Consider the following 17317-nt stretch of genomic DNA (forward strand, 5'->3'; position numbering starts at 1 on the left):
AGGTCCTTAGCGGTAGAGGTCGGCGGGGGCCGTGCCGGTGGAGGCCAGGGGGATTCCCAGCTCGGCGCGTTCGACCAGCCACTGGCTCGGCCGGTAGCGCGGGTCGCCGGTCGCGTCCTGGAGCCCGCGCAGGATTTTCTGAACGGTCGCCGGGCCCACATGGTCGCCCCATTCCAGGGGGCCGCGCGGATATCCGAGCCCGAGTCGCACGGCGGTGTCGATGTCACGCGGATCGGCCAGGCGGCGTTCGGCGATGCCGCAGGCCACGTTCACGATCGAGGCGACGATCCGCTGGGCCACCGACCCCGGCGCGTCCCGGACCACGGTGACCGGGCGTCCGAGCGAGGCCAGGGCGGCGAGCGCGGCGCGTCCGGCGGCCGGATCCGCGCCGGGGTGGACGGCGAGCGTGAGCCGGGACGCGAAGTCGCCCAGCGGGTCCACGCCGAAGGTGCGTTCGAGCGGAAGGCCGTGGGCGCCCGCGTGCGCCGTGACGCTCGTGCCGTACGTGGCGGTGAGGACGATCGCTTCGGGGGACGGCGACCGGGTGAACTCGATCGCGACGCCGTTCTCCCGCAGCGACACCTCCAGGCGGGTGCGCGCCGCCAGGTCGGCGTTGCCGTCCACCCAGACCGGACGAGGCTCGGCCTGCGGCGGGGTGGGCTCGGCGGGCTCCTGCTTGACGCCGTCCACGTACGTGTAGAAGCCTTCGCCGGTCTTGCGGCCGAGGAGTCCGGCCTCGTGGCGGATGCGGGTGAGGTGGGACGGGCGCAGGCGCGGTTCGCCGTGGAAGCCTGACCAGACGGTCTCCAGGACGGGATGGGACACGTCCAGGCCGGTCAGGTCCATGAGCTCGAACGGGCCCATCCTGAGGCCGAGGACGTCGCGGGCGATGCGGTCGATGTCGACGGGCTCGGCGATGCCTTCGGAGACGATCTGCAGCGCTTCGGTGGGCAGGCCGCGTCCGGCGTGGTTGACAAGGAAGCCGGGGGTGTCGGGGGCGCGCACGGGTTCGTGTCCCAGGCGCCGTACGAGGTCGGTCAGGGCGTCCGGAATCCAGCCGGCCGTGCGGGCGCCCGCGATGACCTCCACCAGGCGCATCAGCGGCACCGGGTTGAAGAAGTGCAGCCCGGCCAGGCGGGACGGGTCGGCCAGCGCGGTGGCGATCGCGGTGACCGACAGGGAGCTGGTGTTGGTGGCGAGGACGGTCCGTTCGCCGACGACCTTCTCCAGGGAGGCGAAGAGCTCCCGCTTGGTCTCCAGATCCTCGCGCACGGCCTCGATCACCAGGTCGCAGCCGGTGGCGGGAGCGAGCGGATCTCCCAGGGGACGCAGCCGGGCCTTGGCCGCCGCCGCGCCTGCCTCGTCCATCCGGCCCTTGGCGGCGAGCTTGTCGTACATCCCGCCGATGTGGGCGATGGCCTCGTCCACGGCCTCGGCACGAGCGTCGGCGAGCTCGACGGTGATCCCGGAGGCCGCCGCGAGCTGGGCGATCCCGCGTCCCATCACCCCGGTCCCGATCACCCGGATCGCCGAGACCTGCCGCGCCCACCGCTCCATGCCCGTCCTCCTCATCCTAGAAAAGCATTCTAGAAATATATTCAAAGCGAGCGTGACCCACGCCACCGGCCCCACTCAACCACTGAGCGGAAGGACCGTGGGAGTGCGGGCACGCCCGGCGCTAGCCTGCGACTGGGAACACGAGGATGAGGAGTCGACGATGCGCGAAGCGGTGATCTGCGAGCCGGTGCGCACCCCGATCGGCCGGTTCGGCGGGGTGCTGAGGGACGTGCCGCCGGTCGAGCTGGCCGCCACCGTGATCAGGGCGGTGCTGGCGCGCACCGGGCTGCCCGGCGACGCGGTCGACGAGGTGATCCTCGGGCAGTGCAACCCCAACTCCGACGCCCCCGCGATCGGCCGGGTGGCGGCGCTCGACGCCGGGCTGCCGGTCGAGGTCGGCGGCAGCCAGGTCGACCGGCGCTGCGGCTCCGGTCTCCAGGCCGTGCTGAACGCGGCCATGCAGGTACAGCTGGGAGTGAGCGACCTCGTTCTCGCCGGCGGCACCGAGAGCATGAGCGGCGCGCCGTTCTACACGACCGAGGCCCGGTGGGGCATCCGCGGCGCCGGGTTGGAGCTGCACGACGCACTCGCGCGCGGACGCGTCACGGCGGGCGGCGTCAACCACCCCGTGCCCGGCGGGATGCTGGAGACCGCCGAAAACCTCCGCCGCGAGTACGGCATCGGACGGCTGGAGCAGGACGAACTCGCCGTACGCTCACACGAGCGCGCTGTGGCCGCCCAAAGGGAAGGCCGCTTCGCCGACGAGCTCGTGCCGGTGACCGTACGTTCCCGTAAGGGCGAGACCGTCGTCGACACCGACGAGCACCCGCGTCCCGACACGACCGTGGAGAGCCTGGCCAAGCTGAAGCCGGTGCTGGGCAAGGCCGATCCTGAGGCGACGGTCACCGCCGGGAACGCGAGCGGCCAGAACGACGCCGCCGCTGTGGCCGTGGTGACGACGCCCGAACGTGCCGCCCAGCTGGGCCTGCGCCCGCTCGTCCGGCTGGTGTCGTGGGCCCGTGCCGGAGTGCCGCCGCGCACCATGGGCATCGGACCGGTGCCCGCCACGGCCAAGGCGCTGGAGGCGGCCGGGCTCACGCTGGCCGACCTCGACCTCATCGAGCTGAACGAGGCGTTCGCCGCCCAGGTCCTCGCCGTCACCCGCGAATGGGGTTTCAAGGACGCCGACTGGGACCGCACCAACGTCAACGGTTCCGGCATCTCGCTCGGCCATCCGGTCGGCGCGACCGGCGGCCGCATCCTCGCCACCCTGGCCCGGGAGATGGACCGGCGCGGCGTCCGCTACGGCCTGGAGACCATGTGCATCGGCGGCGGCCAGGGCCTGGCCGCCGTCTTCGAGCGCGTCCAGGCCTGACCGCCGCCAGGTCGTACCGGGTCACTTCCGGAGCGACGTCCAGAACGTGTAGTGGTGGTCGGCGGCGAAGTCGGTGCGGCCGATGCCGTCCTTGCCGGAGGAGAGCTTCTGGACGTAGGCGTCGCGCGGCGTGAACCGCCGCCACGCCGGGGTCCCGTGCCCGTTCGGCCGCCCGGTGCGCGCGAAGCGGCTCCAGTAGGAGATCACCGTGTCCGACAGCCGGGCCTGACGCTCGTTGAGGGGCTCGAACAGGTCGTTCTCGAAGAGATACGCGAGGTCGACCATGTGGCCGGTGCCGAGGGAGAAGCTCTTCGGCCTGGGGACGCCCTTGAAGTACGGGGCGTCCGCGTCGGCGAAGTCGTAGGCGTAGACCGGCACGTGACGGGCGAGCACGCGCTGGGTGTCGAACGCGGGGGCCGACCACGCGGAGTCGGTGAGCACCGCCGACAGGGTGGCGCCGGGCGAGCCGTGGCTCCCGGCGGGGTATTCGGCCAGCACCGCCGCCGCGTCGTCGCCGAACACCTTCGTGACCTCGGTCGCGTAGCCGGCGGCGGTGAGCGGCTTGCCGGTCCTCGTCTCCTCGGCCCCGACCGGCCCGCTCATCTCGTCGTGCGTGGAGCCGTGCAGCACCGGCACGCGGTTGAACCGGCCGGTGGCGAGGGCACGCGCGGGAGCGAGAGGCAGCACCTTGCCGTCGACGACCGGACGGTAACCCCCGTGGCCCGCGGCCGTGGCCTTGACCAGGTCGGCCGTCTTCGCGCTCCGCAGGTACGCGTCGGCGTCGGCCGCGCCGTCCCAGCCGAGGGCCTTGGCGGTGGCGATGCCGTTGGCGTGGGCCTGCTTCAACGACATCGACCCGTCTTCTCCCACGCATCCGGCGCTCTGCACGATCGCCTTGTCGAAGAGGCCGCGGGCGCCGGGCGACGCGAGCTGTGCGCAGACGCTGTAGCCGCCGCCCGACTGGCCCATGATCGTCACGTTGCGGGCGTCGCCGCCGAACGCCGCCGCGTTGCGCCGCACCCAGCCGAGGGCCGCCTGCTGGTCCTGGAGGCCCAGGTTGGCCGGGGCGCGCAGACCCGGGTGGGAGAGAAAGCCGAAGACGCCGAGCCGGTAGTTGACGGTCACGACGACCGCCTTGCCCCTGGACGCCAGCTTGGCCGCCTTGTAGGTCGCCCCGTCGCCGTACACGAAGCTGCCCCCGTGGATCCACACGATGACGGGCAGGCGCTTGCCGGTCTTGGCCGGGGTCGTCACGTTCAGGTACAGGCAGTCCTCGCCGTTGGTACCGGGCACGGCGATCGGCTGGTCGGCGGGTTGCGGGCAGGCGCTTCCCGGCTTCCGCGCGTCCAGGGGAGCCGACCACGGCGTGACGGGTCGCGGTGACTTCCACCGCAGGTCGCCGATGGGTGGCGCCGCGTACGGGATGCCCTGGAACGTGCGGACGTCTCCGGAGACCGCACCTCGCACCGGACCCTCAACGGTCGTGACCTTCGTGGCGTCGGGCTGTGCCGCAGTGGCGGCACCGGCCACAGAACCGGCCGCGATCGTGCCGCCAAGGGTCGCGGCGACCGCGACCGTGGCCGCGGCGGTGTAACGCGTCTTCTTGCTCATCTCGTGCTCCAACCGGCGTGTGCTGTCAGTGGGAGGACCGTAGCCCGGATTTGGGCAATTGCGCAAGACGTTTGCGCAAGGCGATCGCCTAAGGCGTTTGCGCAAGTCCTTTGGTAGGGTCCTGCCATGGGCAATCGGGAGAAGCTGCTGGAGGCCGCGAAGCAGTGCCTCTTCGAGAAGGGCTACGAGCGCACGACCGTGCGCGACCTCGCGTCGGCGGCGGGCGTGAGCATGGCCGCCATCGGCTACCACTTCGGGTCGAAGGAGGCGTTGCTGAACGAGGCGCTCTTCCAGGCACTCGACGGCGGCGACGCGTTCCTCGGGGAGCACGAGGAGACCGGGGACGCGGAGGCCTACGCGGCGCTCTGGCGGCGCCTGGTCGCGTCGTTCTCGTCCAACCGGACCTTCTGGATCGCCAACCTCGAAACCGTGCTGCGGGCGCAACGCGATCCGGACTTGCGCGCGCAGATAGCCGGAGGGCAGGGGCAGGGCCGCAGCGGGATGGCGCGAGTCGTCACAGGCGAGGCTGAGGAGGACCTGCCGGAGGCGACCGTCCGTTCACTGGGAGCGGTGCAGCTCGCGCTGGTCAGCGGCGTGATGATGCAGCACCTCACCGACCCCGAGTCCGCCCCGACCGCCGAGGAGGTCATCGCGGGCCTGCGTGCTCTGTGCGCCTACCTCCCCAAGGACTAGCCCGCGCTCGACATCGCGGTGGTCAAGGCTTCGCGGGCGGTGTGGGCGAGGGACCTGCGCTCTATTGTTCTGGTGTGCGGAAAGACGGTGGGCCACGGCCCGCGTATCCGATCGCGTCGGTCGACAACGCCCTGCGCCTGCTGACGCTGTTCCGCGAGAACGAGAAGGTGCGGTTGTCGGAAGCGCGCGAGTTCCTCGGCGTCGCGCACTCGACCGCGCACCGGCTGCTGGCGATGCTCGCCTACCACGGCTTCGTACGGCAGGAGCCGGACTCACGGGTGTACGTGGCCGGCCCGATGCTCGTCGAGATCGGGCTCTCGGCCGTCCGCAACATGGACATCCGGCTGCACGCCCGGCCGCTGCTGGAGGATCTGGCGACCTGGGCCGGGGAGACGGTCCATCTCGTCGCGCTCGAAGGGGCGATGGTGCGCTACCTGGACGCGGTGGAAAGTGCCAGGTCGTTGCGGGTGGCCGCCCGCATAGGCACGACGCTCGCGGCCCACTGCACGGCGTCGGGCAAGGCGATGCTGGCCGCCCTCCCCGAGGCCGAGGTCGCCGCGCTCCTTCCCGCCGGACGGCCGCTGCCCGCCGAGACCGGCCACTCCATCACCGACACGGCCGGCCTGATGGCCGAGCTCGCCCGGGTGCGCGAGCGCGGCCACGCGGTCAACCGCGAGGAGAGCGAGGACGGCGTCGCGTCCGTGGCGGTCGCGGTGCTCGGGCCGCGCGGCAGGCCGGTCGCGGCGCTGGCGATCTCGGCGCCCGTCTCCCGGCTGCCCGGCGAACGTGCCGGGGAGCTGGCGGCGCGCCTCGGTGACGAAGCCGAACGGCTGGCGCGCCTCGTGGGCTTCGGTACCGCCGCCTGAACGAGCCGGACGGAGGGCCAGAGGGCCTGAACGGCTTGAACGGCTTGGGCGGCTTGAGCGGCTTGGAGAGGAGCCGGTCAGACGTGCCCGGCCTTCCGGAGGGCGTTCGTGACGAGCTGGGCGACCCGTTCGACCGTGTCGATGCCCGCCGCCGAGCTGACATTGCGGCTCGTCATCACCGCGATGAGAAAGTCATGGGCGGCGCCCCGGACCCGGCCCATCGTGTTGATCGCATACAGGCCGCCGTCCGACTTGCGGGGCTGCCAGCCGTTCTTGAGCGCGACCGTGTCACCCCTCACCGCCGCGGCGCTGACGCCCCAGGCCTGCTCGGGGGCGACGCTCGCCATCAGCTCCAGAACGTGGCGGCGGTTCCTGGCGTTCAGCGGGCTCGTGCGCAAGGTGAGCGCGCGCAGCAACCGGATCTGCTCGATGGCGGTGGTCGTCGTCGAACCCCAGTAGTCGCCGTTGCCGGGCGTCGTGCGGCGCAACCCGAACCTGCGATAGGCGGACGCCATCCCGGCCGATCCGCCGACCATGTGCCACAGCGTGGTGGCCGCGCCGTTGTCACTCGTTTTGATCATTGCGGCGGCCAGACTCCGTTCCAGCGGGCTGAGCGCCCGCTTCGCGCGCTGTGCCCGGAGCAGGAGCGCCATGAGGATGGCCACCTTCACCGTGCTCGCGGTCGCCACCTGGCGCGAACCGTGAAAGGCGTAGCCGAGGCCAGTGGTCAGGTCGGTGACCGCCACCGAGACGGTGCCGGACCGGCCGCCCAGATACCGCTCCAGGCTGCGGGTCAGCTTCTTGCGCGCGGCCCCGGTAAGGACCGGACGCGCTGGTGCGCGACGTCCGGCCGACGGGGGCGGCGCCGGGGCCGGGGCCGGTGGTTCCAGGACGGCGGCGTCGGCGGACGAGTGCCCGGCCGGACGGGCACAGCACGATCCCGCGTCGGCCGGCCGGCTCGATCCTCCGGTCGCGACCAGCACGATGACGAGTGCGGCGGCTGCCGGCCGGGCGCGTACCGCCGCGGCGAGAGAAACCCGATCGCCCAAGGTCCACTCCGTGCTCGAAAGGAGTGATCGGAGGGTCTCACGCTGTGGTCACAACAGGGTTGCGGCGCGGTCAGCGGATTCCCATGCCGCCGTCGGAGTGCACGATCGTCCCGGTGACGCCGCGGGCCCGGTCGGAGGCGAGGAAGACGTAACCGCCCGCGTGGTCGGCGCCGGTCAGCGCGACGGCGAGCGGCGTGCGCCCCTTGAGGTCGTCCTCCCGTCCGGGTGCGCCGCCGAGGCTCCGCCCGTCCAGGCCGAGACTCCGGGGGCCGGTGAGCTCGGTGCCGAGCGTCCCGCCCGGGGCCACGCCGTTCACCCGTACGTCGGGCGCCAGCTCATGGGCGAGCGCGACGACGCAACCGCGCACGGCGAACTTCGACGCCACATACAGAACGCCGCCGCGTCCCGGGTAGAAGCCCGACGTCGACACGGTCAGCACCACCGAGCCGTGCGACCGGCGCAGGTCCGGCAGCGCGGCCTTCACCGACACCAGCTGGCTCTTGACGTTGACGCGGAACGTCTCGTCGAACGCGTCGTCCAGCGATCCGGCGTCCAGGTCGCCCAGGCCCCGGTAGAAGTCGAAGATCCCGACGCAGTTGACGAGCACGTCCAGCCCGCCCAGCGCCTCGCGTACGGCGGCCATCGCCGTCTCGGCCTGCGGCAGGCTGGTGGCGTCCCCGTGGTTGACCAGGCAGCCGGGTAGCTCGCGGGCGAGCCGTTCGCATTTGGCCGGGTCGATTTCCAGCGAGGCGATGCGGGCGCCCTCGGCGGCGAACGCGTCGAGGACCGCGCGGCCGATGCCCGAGCCCGCGCCGACCACCAGCGCGCGTTTGCCGTCGAGCCAGCCCATCAGTCCGCCAGGAGCCGGGAGAACAGGTCGTGGTCCTGCCGGGTCAGGGCCTCCAGCTCCAGCGGGCAGAGCAGGATCTCCCGGCCCGCGTGCGGTGCCCTGATCCGGAGCCGTACGCCGTTGCGCGTCTGGACCTTCTCGATGAGCACCTCGGCGAACTCGTTGGCGATCACGAGTGGTTCGGCCGAGGGAACGTCGGCGGAGGGAACTCCGGTCATAGGAACAACGCCAGGTTCTGGGTGCGGAGCACGGACTCGTCGACGGTGATCTGGCGACGGGCGAGCCGGAGCCCGTCCGGCGCGGGGCGGAGCGTGTCGGCGCGGCCGGCCGACACCAGGTCGGGTTCGCGGGTGTCGCCACGGCTGCGGAAGAGCAGGAGGTACGACTCGACGCGCAGCTCGCCGCCGGCCGTGCCGAACGTCCGGACGTTGGTGACCAGGCGGCGGGTGCGCGACGGCGGGTCCTCCGTCCACGCGTGCTCGGTGCCGAAGCGTTCGACGCGCTTGCGCAGCGAGTACAGGTCCTCGTCGAAATGACCCATGCCGGCGAGCGAGTCGAAGCCCGCGCCGCGGGCCGTGGTGACCCTGACGGGCATCACGTACCGGATGTCGTCGGTCAGCAGGCCGAGCCAGGCCGTGAAGTCCTGGCGGTCGAGCGTCGCCGCCTCCTCGACGAGGAACTGGTGCGCGTCGTGGTGGTCGGGGTCGGTGTAGCGGAGCGGCGCGTTCACTGTGCGGCCCCCATGTCGGCGGAGGCGTGCGCGGGAGGCGGTCTCAGCACGTGGTCGCCCCACATGGACAGCCAGTGCCGCTGGTTGAACTCGCCGAAGCCCTGGTAGGCGGTGCCCGGACCGGAGAAGCCCGCGAGCGGCGGCCTGAGCGGCTCACCGGCGGACGTCAGCCCCATCCGGCTGTTGAGATTGAGGCGCCGGGCCATGGTGCCCGCCGCGACATCGGTGATCGACACCCAGTTCTCCACGTCGTCCTGCTCGAACATGCCCGAGCTGCCGAAACACATCACGTACGCCTTGTAGGAGTCGCGCGTGAACGGCTCGGGCGCGGCGGCGTCCACGGCGAACCACGACAGCACCTCGGTCTCGTTCGCCGAGACGGGCTGCCACTGGCGCAGCGAGATGAAGGGGACGACGGTGCCCCGGTCGTCGATCTTCGGCCAGTTGTGCACGAGGCTGAGGTTGGGGAAGAGCGTCGCCGCGGAGACCATGAAGCCGTCGTCCTCCACCAGGCCGCGCTGGGCGCGCGTCCACGACGCCCGCATGCGCGCGATCATCTCGTCCGGATAGCCGACGTGCCGCAGCCTGGCGGTGAGGTCGCCCGGAGGGAGCTTGTAGGTGGTGCCCGCGCCCGGCCCCGCGGTGTAGAGCGCCCCTTCCTTGCGCTTGTTCGCCCGCGGTTCGCGGAAGAGCCCGATGTCGACGACGCTCGCGTGGGTGTGGGGCGTGTGATAGCTGTCGCCGGCGAAGTTCTCCGCGCCGATCTTCCAGTTGGCCTTGATGCGCCAGCGCTGCGGGCCGCGCAGCACCAGGCCCGCCGGGCTCTGCCGCGCGTAGAGGTCCAGGTAGAAGGCGAAGTCGCCGAGGTAGTGGCGCAGCGGCGGTGCGTCCGGGTCCAGGCTGACGAAGATCAGTCCCCGGTAGGTGTCCAGTGCCGGGGCGGGCAGCAGGCTCTGGCCCTCCTTGGCGAAACCGTCCTCGCCGCCGTACGCGTCCATGTGGAACGGCAGGCCGACCAGGCGCCCGTCGTTGCGGTAGGTCCACGCGTGGTACGGGCACCGGAAGTGCGAGGCGTTGCCCATCTCGGCCCGGCACACCTGCATCCCCCGGTGCAGGCACATGTTGAACATCGCACGCACCGTGCCGCCCTCGTCCCGCGCGACGATGAACGAGTCCGCGAGCACGCGGCGGACCACGTAGTCGCCGGGCTGGGGGATCTCGGACTCGTGGGCGACGAAGACCCAGGCGCGCGAGAACAGCCGGTCGCGTTCGAGCGCGAAGATCTCCGGGTCGTTGTAGACGTGCGCGGGGATCATGCCGCGCCGGACCTCGGCGACGACGGCGGCCACATCCAGCACGGCGGACCTCCATCGGGCGAAATAGGATGAAGAGGCCGGAATCTGGAGTCTGTCTTACAGAAATCACTTCTGCAATGCTGCCCGCGAGTGATCGACGCCTTCGCCCGGTCACATCCCATCGGTAACGATGGGCCTCCTCGCCCCACTTCCTGGTGATGGAGAACACGGGACGGATGGACGGAGGTGCGGGCGATGGCCGACGAGGCCGGAGAGTCCGAGAGCGCACGGCGCTTCACGGCGATCTATGACGCCTGCCGTCAGCGCGTGTGGGCCTATGCGGTCAGCCGTGCCGGGCACCAGGTCGCCGACGAGGTGGTGAGCGAGACCTTCGCGGTGGCGTGGCGGCGGCGGGACGACGTGCCCGAGCCGGCCTTGCCCTGGTTGCTCGGCGTCGCTCGCAACGTGCTGCGCGACAACTACCGGGCGCAGGCCCGGCGCGAGGCGTTCGACACCGAACTGCGGAGGTGGAGCCGCTCGGCCGAACGGGACGTCGCCGAGGGGGTGGCCGAGCGGCTCGCGGTGCTGCGGGCCATGGCCACGCTCTCGGAGGACGACCGGGAGATCTTGATCCTGGTCGCCTGGGAGGGGTTGTCGCCCCGCGACGCGGCCCGCGTCGTGGGCTGCTCCCCCGCGGCGCTGCGCGTACGGCTGCACCGGGCGCGCAAGCGGCTGCTGCGTGCGGTCGACGAACCGGCGGCCGGTGCCGCCCCCGCCGTTCGTGCCCGTGTCGGGATCACCAGTGAGGAGTTGTCATGACGAGAGACGTACTGCGCATGCTGGCGGAGGCCCGGCCGCAGGAGCTCGACCCGGAGGCGAGGGTCGACGAGGCCACGAGGAACGCCGAACTGACGCGGGCCATGACGGCGCCGCCTCGTTCGGCGGGCCGTTCGGCGGGGGTGCTCCCCGCCCGGCGCCGCGTACGGCCGATGTGGGGGCTCGGCCTCGTCGGCGCCGCGGCGGCCGCCGCCCTGGTGGTCGCCACGACGGCGACCGGCCCGGGCAGCCCGGAGGGCAAGGACGGAGCCCAGGGGACGGCGGTCGATCCGCAGAACTCCCGGACGGTGCTGCTCGCCGCGGCGCAGAAGGCCGAGCAGGCGTCCGACGGCAGATACTGGCGGGTCGCGACGGCCGTCGGATTCCCGACGCAGGTCGGACCGAAGTCGCGGCCGTACACCGTGCACCGGTGGAGGCTCCTTGAGACCTGGACCGCCCGCGACGGGGCCGGTTGGATGGGCATGCGGGAGGTGGGGGCCGGGCCGTGGTCACCGGGCGACGTGGCGGCGTGGAAGGCCGACGGCTCACCGCGGAAGTGGGATCTCGGCCCCATGGACACCGCGGACCGCCGGCACGACATCCTCACGACCGCGCCCGGCAGGGGGAGCCTGATCAAGCTGGAGGGGAAGGAGCGCTTCCGCGTGAGGCTCGCGGCCGGCCAGCTCACGCTGGCCGAGGTGAGGAAGCTGCCGGCCGATCCACGGCGGTTGCGCGCCATGGCCGAGAAGAACGCGCTGTGGGACGGCCCCGATGGTGAAATTGAAGCGGATGGGCCCGAGGCCAGGTCCGCCCATGCCATTGAGAGCCTCGTGGACCTGCTGACCGACGTGCCGGCGACGGCGAAGGTCCGGGCGGCGGCCTTCCGGGCACTCGCCGACATGCCCGCCGTTCGTGCGCAGGGCCGGGTGAAGGACGACCTGGGCCGGTCCGGAGTGGGATTCGTCTACCGCTGGGCGGCCGATGACTTCAAGCTGATCATCGATCCCGAGACGGCTCGGGTACTGGCCAGGGGTATCAAGTCCTCCGGCGGCAAGAACGCGCAGATCAAGCAGAAGGCCAGCATCTTCCTCGACTCGGGCTGGACGAACGCGAAGCCGCAGGCGCCGGCCGTTCCCCCGGGCATGCCGCCGAAGCGTTTCTGACCGACCGGCGCTGGGACCTCCCGCCGGAAGCTCTCAGCAGGGCCTTGTCGCTGGGAACTTTCGCCGGGGCCTGTTGCAGGGGCGTTCTTCTTGCCGTAGGGCAAGGAGGGCGCCCCGTTCGGCGTCGGGGCGTGACGCGAGGTTGCAAGGGCATTGCGGTGGGCATCGGTACGCGTATATATACAGCGGTCAAAGATCTGGACCCGCGTTCGTGGCGGGGACGACTATGACGCATAAGCTACTGCCGAGTAGTATTCGGGCCCCGGATGAAGTGCAGTCTGTCGCGAGCCCTACGCTGACAGCCAACGCCCGTACCTCAGGAGGACGGAACAGTGTTCTGGCTCACATTGATCATTGGGCTCGCCGGAACGGCGGTCGCGTTGGCGCTCGCCGGCCGGCGAGTGCTGTTCCTGTGGAAGCTGTTCAAGAGCGGCCAGCCCGACCCCGAGCGCGTCCTGCAGGTCAAGCGTGACCCCAAGGCCGACGTCGAGGGTCAGGTCGTCGAGGTCATGGGGCAGAAGAAGCTGCTCAAGTGGACCGTCGCGGGCCTGGCGCACGCCGCCGTCATGTGGGCGTTCATCCTCCTGGCGACCGTTTACGGCGAGGCGGCCGTCGAGCTGCTGTTCGGGCTCGGCACGCACATTCCGTTCCTCCAGACGTGGGGGCCGATCGGGTTCGTCCAGGACACGATCGCGATCCTGTGCCTGCTCGGCCTGATCACGTTCGCGATCATCCGGTTCAAGAACGCGCCGAAGAAGCTGGGCCGCAAATCCCGATTCTCCGGGTCACACCTGGGCGGCGCGTGGCTCATCCTCTTCATGATCTTCAACGTCATCTGGACGATGTTCTTCTTCCGGGGCGTGTCGTCGGCGGCCGACGAGCTGGCCTACGGGAAGGCGGCGTACGGCTCGTACGCCACCGGCAAGCTGTTCGACGGGCTGAGCCACGACACGCTGGAGGTGCTCGGGTCCATCGGCCTGCTGCTGCACATCGGCGTCGCGCTCGTCTTCCTGGTGATCGTCGTCAACAGCAAGCACCTGCACATCTTCATCGCGCCGCTGAACGTCATGTTCAAGCGCCGCCCCGACGGCCTGGGCGCCGTCCAGCCGATGATGAGCAACGGCAAGCCGCTGGACTTCGAGGAGGCCGACCCCGACGAGGACACCTTCGGCCGCGGCAAGATCGAGGACTTCACCTGGAAGGGCCTCCTCGACATGGCCACCTGCACCGAGTGCGGGCGTTGCCAGTCGCAGTGCCCCGCCTGGAACACCGGCAAGCCGCTGTCGCCGAAGATGGTGATCCTGGAGCTGCGCGACCACGCGTTCGCCAAGGCGCCGTACATGATCGCCTCGTCGGAGGAGCGCGAGAAGTTCACCGACGAGCAGAAGCTCGCCATGCAGGTGGACAAGGAGCTCGTCGCCGAGGACGGCGTCATCCACCCCGACGTCCTCTGGTCCTGCACCAACTGCGGTGCCTGCGTCGAGCAGTGCCCGGTCGACATCGAGCACATCGACCACATCCTGGACATGCGCCGCTTCCAGGTGATGATCGAGTCCTCATTCCCGAGCGAGGCCGGCGTCATGCTGAAGAACCTCGAGAACAAGGGCAACCCGTGGGGCATGTCCGAGATGAAGCGCCTCGAATGGATCGAGGAGCTCGACTTCGAGGTCGAGGTCATCGACGAGAAGATGCCCGAGGACGTCGAGTACCTCTTCTGGGTCGGCTGCGCCGGGGCCCTGGAGGACCGGGCCAAGAAGACCACCAAGGCGGTCGCGGAGCTGCTGCACATCGCGGGCGTCAAGTTCGGCGTGCTCGGCCCGATGGAGGCCTGCACCGGTGACCCGGCGCGCCGCCTCGGCATGGAGTTCGTCTTCCAGATGCTCGGCCAGCAGAACGTCGAGACGCTGAACGAGGCGGGCGTCAAGAAGATCGTCGCGACCTGCCCGCACTGCTTCAACACGCTGGCCAACGAGTACCCGCAGATCGGCGGCCAGTACGAGGTCGTCCACCACACCCAGCTGCTCGCGCACCTGGTCGACGAGGGCAAGCTCACCCCGGTCACCCCGATCGAGGAGAACATCACCTACCACGACCCCTGCTTCCTGGGCCGCCACAACAAGGTCTACAAGCAGCCGCGCGACATCATGGCCAAGGTCCCGGGCGTCAAGACGCAGGAGATGCACCGGCACAAGGACCGCGGCTTCTGCTGCGGCGCCGGTGGTGCCCGGATGTGGATGGAAGAGCGCATCGGCAAGCGCATCAACACCGAGCGCGTCGACGAGGCGCTGGAGACCAACCCCGACACCGTCTCCACGGCCTGCCCGTTCTGCCTGGTGATGCTGGGCGACGCCATCAACGAGAAGAAGAACGAGGGCGCCGCCAAGGAGTCGCTGGAAGTCGTCGACGTCTCCCAGCTGCTCATCCGCTCCATCAAGGGCGAGGGCACCGCCCCGACCGAGAAGGAGCCGGTCGGAGCCGAGTAGGGCTCGCTGCTCCTGTCCGTTCGAAGGGTGACGCCCCGGAGGTCCGCACGGACCGCCGGGGCGTTCCGTTTGCTCACAATTTGTCTAGAGACGGCGTAGGGCGTTCGGGAAAGATCGCTCCCGTGCGCCTTCACCGCCGAATCAGCCGTCGTCTGGCGGTCACCGCCACCACCACGCTCACCGCGATCGCCGTCGCCGGAACGGCCGTGGGGGTGTATGCCGGGACCGGGTCCGGGGCGGCGGAGACCGTCGCGCCCGTCGCCGCGGCGGCAGCGCTGCCCCTCGGATACGGCAAGGTGACGGTCGGCGACCGTACGTTCATCACCGACTCCGCCGGCCGGTCGCTGCAGTTGCGCGGCGCCAACCGGGGGAAGTACCCCGGTGACCGCGTCTCCGAGGCCGACGTGAAGGAGATGGCCGCCAAGGGGCTCAACCTCCTCCGGCTGGTCGTGCAGTGGCAGTACATCGAGCCGCAGAAGGGCGTGTACGACCAGGCCTATCTCGACTACATCGACCGGGTGCTGGGCTACGGCGACCGCCATGGCGTGTTCGTCATGATCGACATGCACCAGGACGTGTTCGGGCCGTACTTCGGCGGCCACAACGGCATGCCCGCGTGGGCCACCCGCGACGACGGGCTGCCGTTCGAGAAGGATCCGGACGGCAACTGGTTCAACGACTACTTCCAGCCGGGCGTCCAGGCGGCGTTCGATCACCTCTACGAGGACGCCGACCTGCGGCAGGCACAGGTGGCGATGTGGCAGAAGCTGGCCCGGACGGCCTCCCCGCATCCGTCGTTGCTCGGGTACGACCTGTTCAACGAGCCGATGGCCAAGATCAAGGAGGGCGAGGACCTGCCGACCGCCTCCGCCCGGTTCGAGCAGGGTCAGCTCGCCGACATGTACCGGCGCCTCATCACCGGCATCCGGGAGGTGGATCGCAGGTCGTGGATCTTCGTCGAGCCGACCGTTCTGGTCGGCGAGGGGGTGCCCACCAAGCTGCCCGCGTTCGACGACGCGCGGATCGCCTACGCGCCGCACTTCTACGACACCTCGGTCGAGTCCGGCCAGGACTGGGACCCCGATGGCGGCTTCGTCCAGCGCTACGAGGCGGCCATCACCGCCTACGCCAAGGCCAACCGGCTGCCGCTGGTCGTCGGCGAATGGGGGCCGCCCACGGCGCGTACGGAGGGGAACAGGCGGCTGGTCGCCCGGCAGATGGAGGCCATGAACCGGTTCGCCGTGGGTGAGGCGGTCTGGTACTGGTGCAAGGGGACCGGCGGCTACTGCGCCCTGGACCCGAGCGGCGCTCCCGCGCCGGGCCACGAACCCGCGTTCGCCCCGTACGCCCGGTGGATCGGGGGAAAGCTGACCGCGCACAGCTTCAATGACTCGAGCCGCGTCTTCAGCACCGCCTACACCCTGCCCCTGACCGCTGTCGGCACGACGGAGATCTCACTTCCGGACGAGGTCTACCCGAACGGATTCGACGTGGCCATCGAGGGCCTGGCGACCAAGGCCTGGGACGGGACGAAGAACATCCTGAGCGTGTACGCCACCGGGATTCCGGGCAGCAGGATCAAGGTCACCGTCACGCCCCGATGACACGGTTGTCGTTTGTCGGCTAGCGGACCCAGGTGGCCCAGGGCTTCCAGGTGCCGTTGGCGTTGATCATGCTGAAGGCCCCGCTGCCGTCGTGGTACTCCCACCACGAGTAGCCGATGCCCTTGGACTTGTAGAGCGCGACCTTGTCCTTGATGAACTGGTCGTGGCCCGCCGCACGCGCGCCGATCCCGAACTCGCCGATCCAGACCGGAAGCTTGACCGACCTGGCCATGGCGAGCTGGACGTTCAGGTGCTTGGCGAGGTTCGCCTTGTCGGCGGGCCGGTAGCCGGTCTTGCCGTCCGAGGCGTTCGGCGAGGTGCCGATGCCGTTGCGGTCGTAGCCCGCGCCCGCGTTCCCCACGTAGTAGTCGTGGATCGACCAGACCAGATTGGTGCGCTTGGCGGGCTTGAACGAGGCGAACGCCGACACCGGCACCTTCGCGTCGCCGTAGGTGGGCTCCAGGACGATCGTGGTCTTGGCGTCTTTGGCACGGATGGCGTTGACGATCTTGGTGTAGTCGGCGAGGACGCTCTTGTGGTTCACCGGCCAGCGGTACGGCTCGTTCACCGGGTCGTACGCCGCCAGCGCGGGGTTCTTGCCGTAACGGGACGCGAGTTGCTGCAGAAAGCGCAGGCCGTTGGCCGCTACCGCGCCCATGCCGTCGGCCTTGCGAGCCCAGGCGGGCACCCGGGACTGGCCCTCCGGCTTGCCGTACAGGTGAACGCAGTCGAGCACGACGTAGAGCCCGGCGGACTTGGCGCGGGCGAGAGCCGTGGAGAGCGTCGTGAAGGCTTTCTCGTTCCAGGCGCCCTTGCGCGGCTCGAAGTCGTCCCAGAAGAGGACCATCCGCACGCCCGTGAAGCCCTTGGCCTTGATGGCGTTGTAGGTGGCCTGGTTCCAGGTGCCGGAGGAGTTGGCGTCCCAGATCGGCTGGAGGTTCGGGCCGTTCAGCCGTACGGGCTTGCCGTTCGGACGGACGAAGGCCTCTTTGGCGGTGGCGTGCAGCTTGCCCGTCAGCGCGGTGGTCTCGGCGCCGGCGGGCAGGCCTTCGCGGCTCGGGGCCGCCGCGGAGCAGGCGGTGACGGCCATGGCGGCGAGGGCGAGCGTGGTGGTGGTGAGGGCGGCGGTCGGTCGACGCATGGGCGTGAGTTCCCTTCGGGGGCGCCGAAATCAAGATCGTTCGCGGATGCGGACGCTATCGCGGTGCGGGCTGGGCCGAGAAGA

General features: G+C 70.5%; 15 protein-coding genes. 7 read left to right on the forward strand and 8 right to left on the reverse strand.

Annotation, left to right across the window (positions count from 1 at the left end; all coding sequences use genetic code 11):
* Nucleotides 1-6 precede the first annotated feature (6 nt).
* Nucleotides 7-1557: a 3-hydroxyacyl-CoA dehydrogenase gene (locus ABD333_RS32730; RefSeq protein WP_344546407.1), complete on the reverse strand. Its 1551-nt coding sequence runs from the start codon at nucleotides 1555-1557 to the stop codon at nucleotides 7-9.
* Nucleotides 1558-1717: 160 nt separating this feature from the next.
* Between ABD333_RS32730 and ABD333_RS32735 the strand changes: the two genes are divergently transcribed.
* Complete coding sequence (locus ABD333_RS32735) at nucleotides 1718-2932, forward strand: acetyl-CoA C-acetyltransferase (protein ID WP_344546408.1); 1215 nt, start codon at nucleotides 1718-1720, stop codon at nucleotides 2930-2932.
* A gap of 21 nt (nucleotides 2933-2953) precedes the next feature.
* Here the strand turns inward: ABD333_RS32735 and ABD333_RS32740 are convergent, their stop codons facing one another.
* Nucleotides 2954-4543: a carboxylesterase/lipase family protein gene (locus ABD333_RS32740; protein WP_344546409.1), complete on the reverse strand. Its 1590-nt coding sequence runs from the start codon at nucleotides 4541-4543 to the stop codon at nucleotides 2954-2956.
* A 126-nt stretch (nucleotides 4544-4669) separates the two neighbouring features.
* Here ABD333_RS32740 and ABD333_RS32745 point away from each other — a divergent pair, with 126 nt between their 5' ends.
* The gene (locus tag ABD333_RS32745; RefSeq protein WP_344546410.1) at nucleotides 4670-5236 is read left to right on the forward strand and encodes a TetR/AcrR family transcriptional regulator; all 567 of its coding nucleotides are present in this window, start codon (nucleotides 4670-4672) and stop codon (nucleotides 5234-5236) included.
* A gap of 74 nt (nucleotides 5237-5310) precedes the next feature.
* Nucleotides 5311-6102: an IclR family transcriptional regulator gene (locus ABD333_RS32750; protein WP_344546411.1), complete on the forward strand. Its 792-nt coding sequence runs from the start codon at nucleotides 5311-5313 to the stop codon at nucleotides 6100-6102.
* A 77-nt stretch (nucleotides 6103-6179) separates the two neighbouring features.
* On the opposite strand, the gene ABD333_RS32755 is transcribed toward ABD333_RS32750, so the two are convergent.
* The 5 genes from ABD333_RS32755 to ABD333_RS32775 all read right to left on the reverse strand — a co-directional run bounded on the left by ABD333_RS32755 (nucleotide 6180) and on the right by ABD333_RS32775 (nucleotide 10089).
* A complete protein-coding gene (locus tag ABD333_RS32755; RefSeq protein ID WP_344546412.1) occupies nucleotides 6180-7151 on the reverse strand; it encodes a serine hydrolase in 972 nt (323 codons plus the stop codon).
* A 70-nt stretch (nucleotides 7152-7221) separates the two neighbouring features.
* On the reverse strand, nucleotides 7222-8001 hold the full coding sequence (gene hcaB / locus ABD333_RS32760; RefSeq protein WP_344546413.1) for a 3-(cis-5,6-dihydroxycyclohexa-1,3-dien-1-yl)propanoate dehydrogenase: 780 nt from the start codon (nucleotides 7999-8001) through the stop codon (nucleotides 7222-7224).
* Nucleotides 8001-8219, reverse strand: coding sequence for a hypothetical protein (locus ABD333_RS32765; protein WP_344546414.1), 219 nt, complete (start codon nucleotides 8217-8219; stop codon nucleotides 8001-8003). The genes hcaB and ABD333_RS32765 overlap by 1 nt, the downstream gene beginning before the upstream one ends.
* A complete protein-coding gene (locus ABD333_RS32770; RefSeq protein WP_344546415.1) occupies nucleotides 8216-8731 on the reverse strand; it encodes a 3-phenylpropionate/cinnamic acid dioxygenase subunit beta in 516 nt (171 codons plus the stop codon). Before ABD333_RS32770 ends, ABD333_RS32765 begins: the two co-directional genes overlap by 4 nt.
* On the reverse strand, nucleotides 8728-10089 hold the full coding sequence (locus ABD333_RS32775; protein ID WP_344546416.1) for a Rieske 2Fe-2S domain-containing protein: 1362 nt from the start codon (nucleotides 10087-10089) through the stop codon (nucleotides 8728-8730). The genes ABD333_RS32770 and ABD333_RS32775 overlap by 4 nt, the downstream gene beginning before the upstream one ends.
* Nucleotides 10090-10281: 192 nt before the next feature.
* Between ABD333_RS32775 and ABD333_RS32780 the strand changes: the two genes are divergently transcribed.
* From ABD333_RS32780 to ABD333_RS32795, 4 genes are all read left to right on the forward strand, one after another.
* Nucleotides 10282-10845: an RNA polymerase sigma factor gene (locus ABD333_RS32780; RefSeq protein WP_344546417.1), complete on the forward strand. Its 564-nt coding sequence runs from the start codon at nucleotides 10282-10284 to the stop codon at nucleotides 10843-10845.
* Nucleotides 10842-12005, forward strand: coding sequence for a CU044_5270 family protein (locus ABD333_RS32785; RefSeq protein WP_344546418.1), 1164 nt, complete (start codon nucleotides 10842-10844; stop codon nucleotides 12003-12005). Before ABD333_RS32780 ends, ABD333_RS32785 begins: the two co-directional genes overlap by 4 nt.
* A 332-nt stretch (nucleotides 12006-12337) precedes the next feature.
* Entirely contained in the window at nucleotides 12338-14488 is a 2151-nt protein-coding gene (locus tag ABD333_RS32790; RefSeq protein WP_344546419.1) for a (Fe-S)-binding protein, read from the forward strand.
* A gap of 122 nt (nucleotides 14489-14610) precedes the next feature.
* Nucleotides 14611-16092, forward strand: a complete 1482-nt coding sequence (locus ABD333_RS32795) for a cellulase family glycosylhydrolase (protein ID WP_344546420.1) — start codon at nucleotides 14611-14613, stop codon at nucleotides 16090-16092.
* 19 nt (nucleotides 16093-16111) lie between these two features.
* Here ABD333_RS32795 and ABD333_RS32800 read toward each other — a convergent pair whose 3' ends face one another.
* On the reverse strand, nucleotides 16112-17233 hold the full coding sequence (locus tag ABD333_RS32800; RefSeq protein ID WP_344546421.1) for a glycoside hydrolase family 5 protein: 1122 nt from the start codon (nucleotides 17231-17233) through the stop codon (nucleotides 16112-16114).
* Nucleotides 17234-17317 lie beyond the last annotated feature (84 nt).

It is taken from the genome of Actinomadura fulvescens, from assembly GCF_039533225.1.
Classification (GTDB): domain Bacteria; phylum Actinomycetota; class Actinomycetes; order Streptosporangiales; family Streptosporangiaceae; genus Spirillospora; species Spirillospora fulvescens.

Coding starts and splice junctions, on each gene's coding strand:
- ABD333_RS32740 (WP_344546409.1), bottom strand. CDS start 4,543: ATGAGCAAGAAGACGCGTTACACCGCCGCGGCCACGGTCGCGGTCGCC.
- ABD333_RS32800 (WP_344546421.1), bottom strand. CDS start 17,233: ATGCGTCGACCGACCGCCGCCCTCACCACCACCACGCTCGCCCTCGCC.
- ABD333_RS32745 (WP_344546410.1), top strand. CDS start 4,670: ATGGGCAATCGGGAGAAGCTGCTGGAGGCCGCGAAGCAGTGCCTCTTC.
- ABD333_RS32780 (WP_344546417.1), top strand. CDS start 10,282: ATGGCCGACGAGGCCGGAGAGTCCGAGAGCGCACGGCGCTTCACGGCG.
- ABD333_RS32730 (WP_344546407.1), bottom strand. CDS start 1,557: ATGGAGCGGTGGGCGCGGCAGGTCTCGGCGATCCGGGTGATCGGGACC.
- ABD333_RS32735 (WP_344546408.1), top strand. CDS start 1,718: ATGCGCGAAGCGGTGATCTGCGAGCCGGTGCGCACCCCGATCGGCCGG.
- hcaB (WP_344546413.1), bottom strand. CDS start 8,001: ATGGGCTGGCTCGACGGCAAACGCGCGCTGGTGGTCGGCGCGGGCTCG.
- ABD333_RS32765 (WP_344546414.1), bottom strand. CDS start 8,219: ATGACCGGAGTTCCCTCCGCCGACGTTCCCTCGGCCGAACCACTCGTG.
- ABD333_RS32785 (WP_344546418.1), top strand. CDS start 10,842: ATGACGAGAGACGTACTGCGCATGCTGGCGGAGGCCCGGCCGCAGGAG.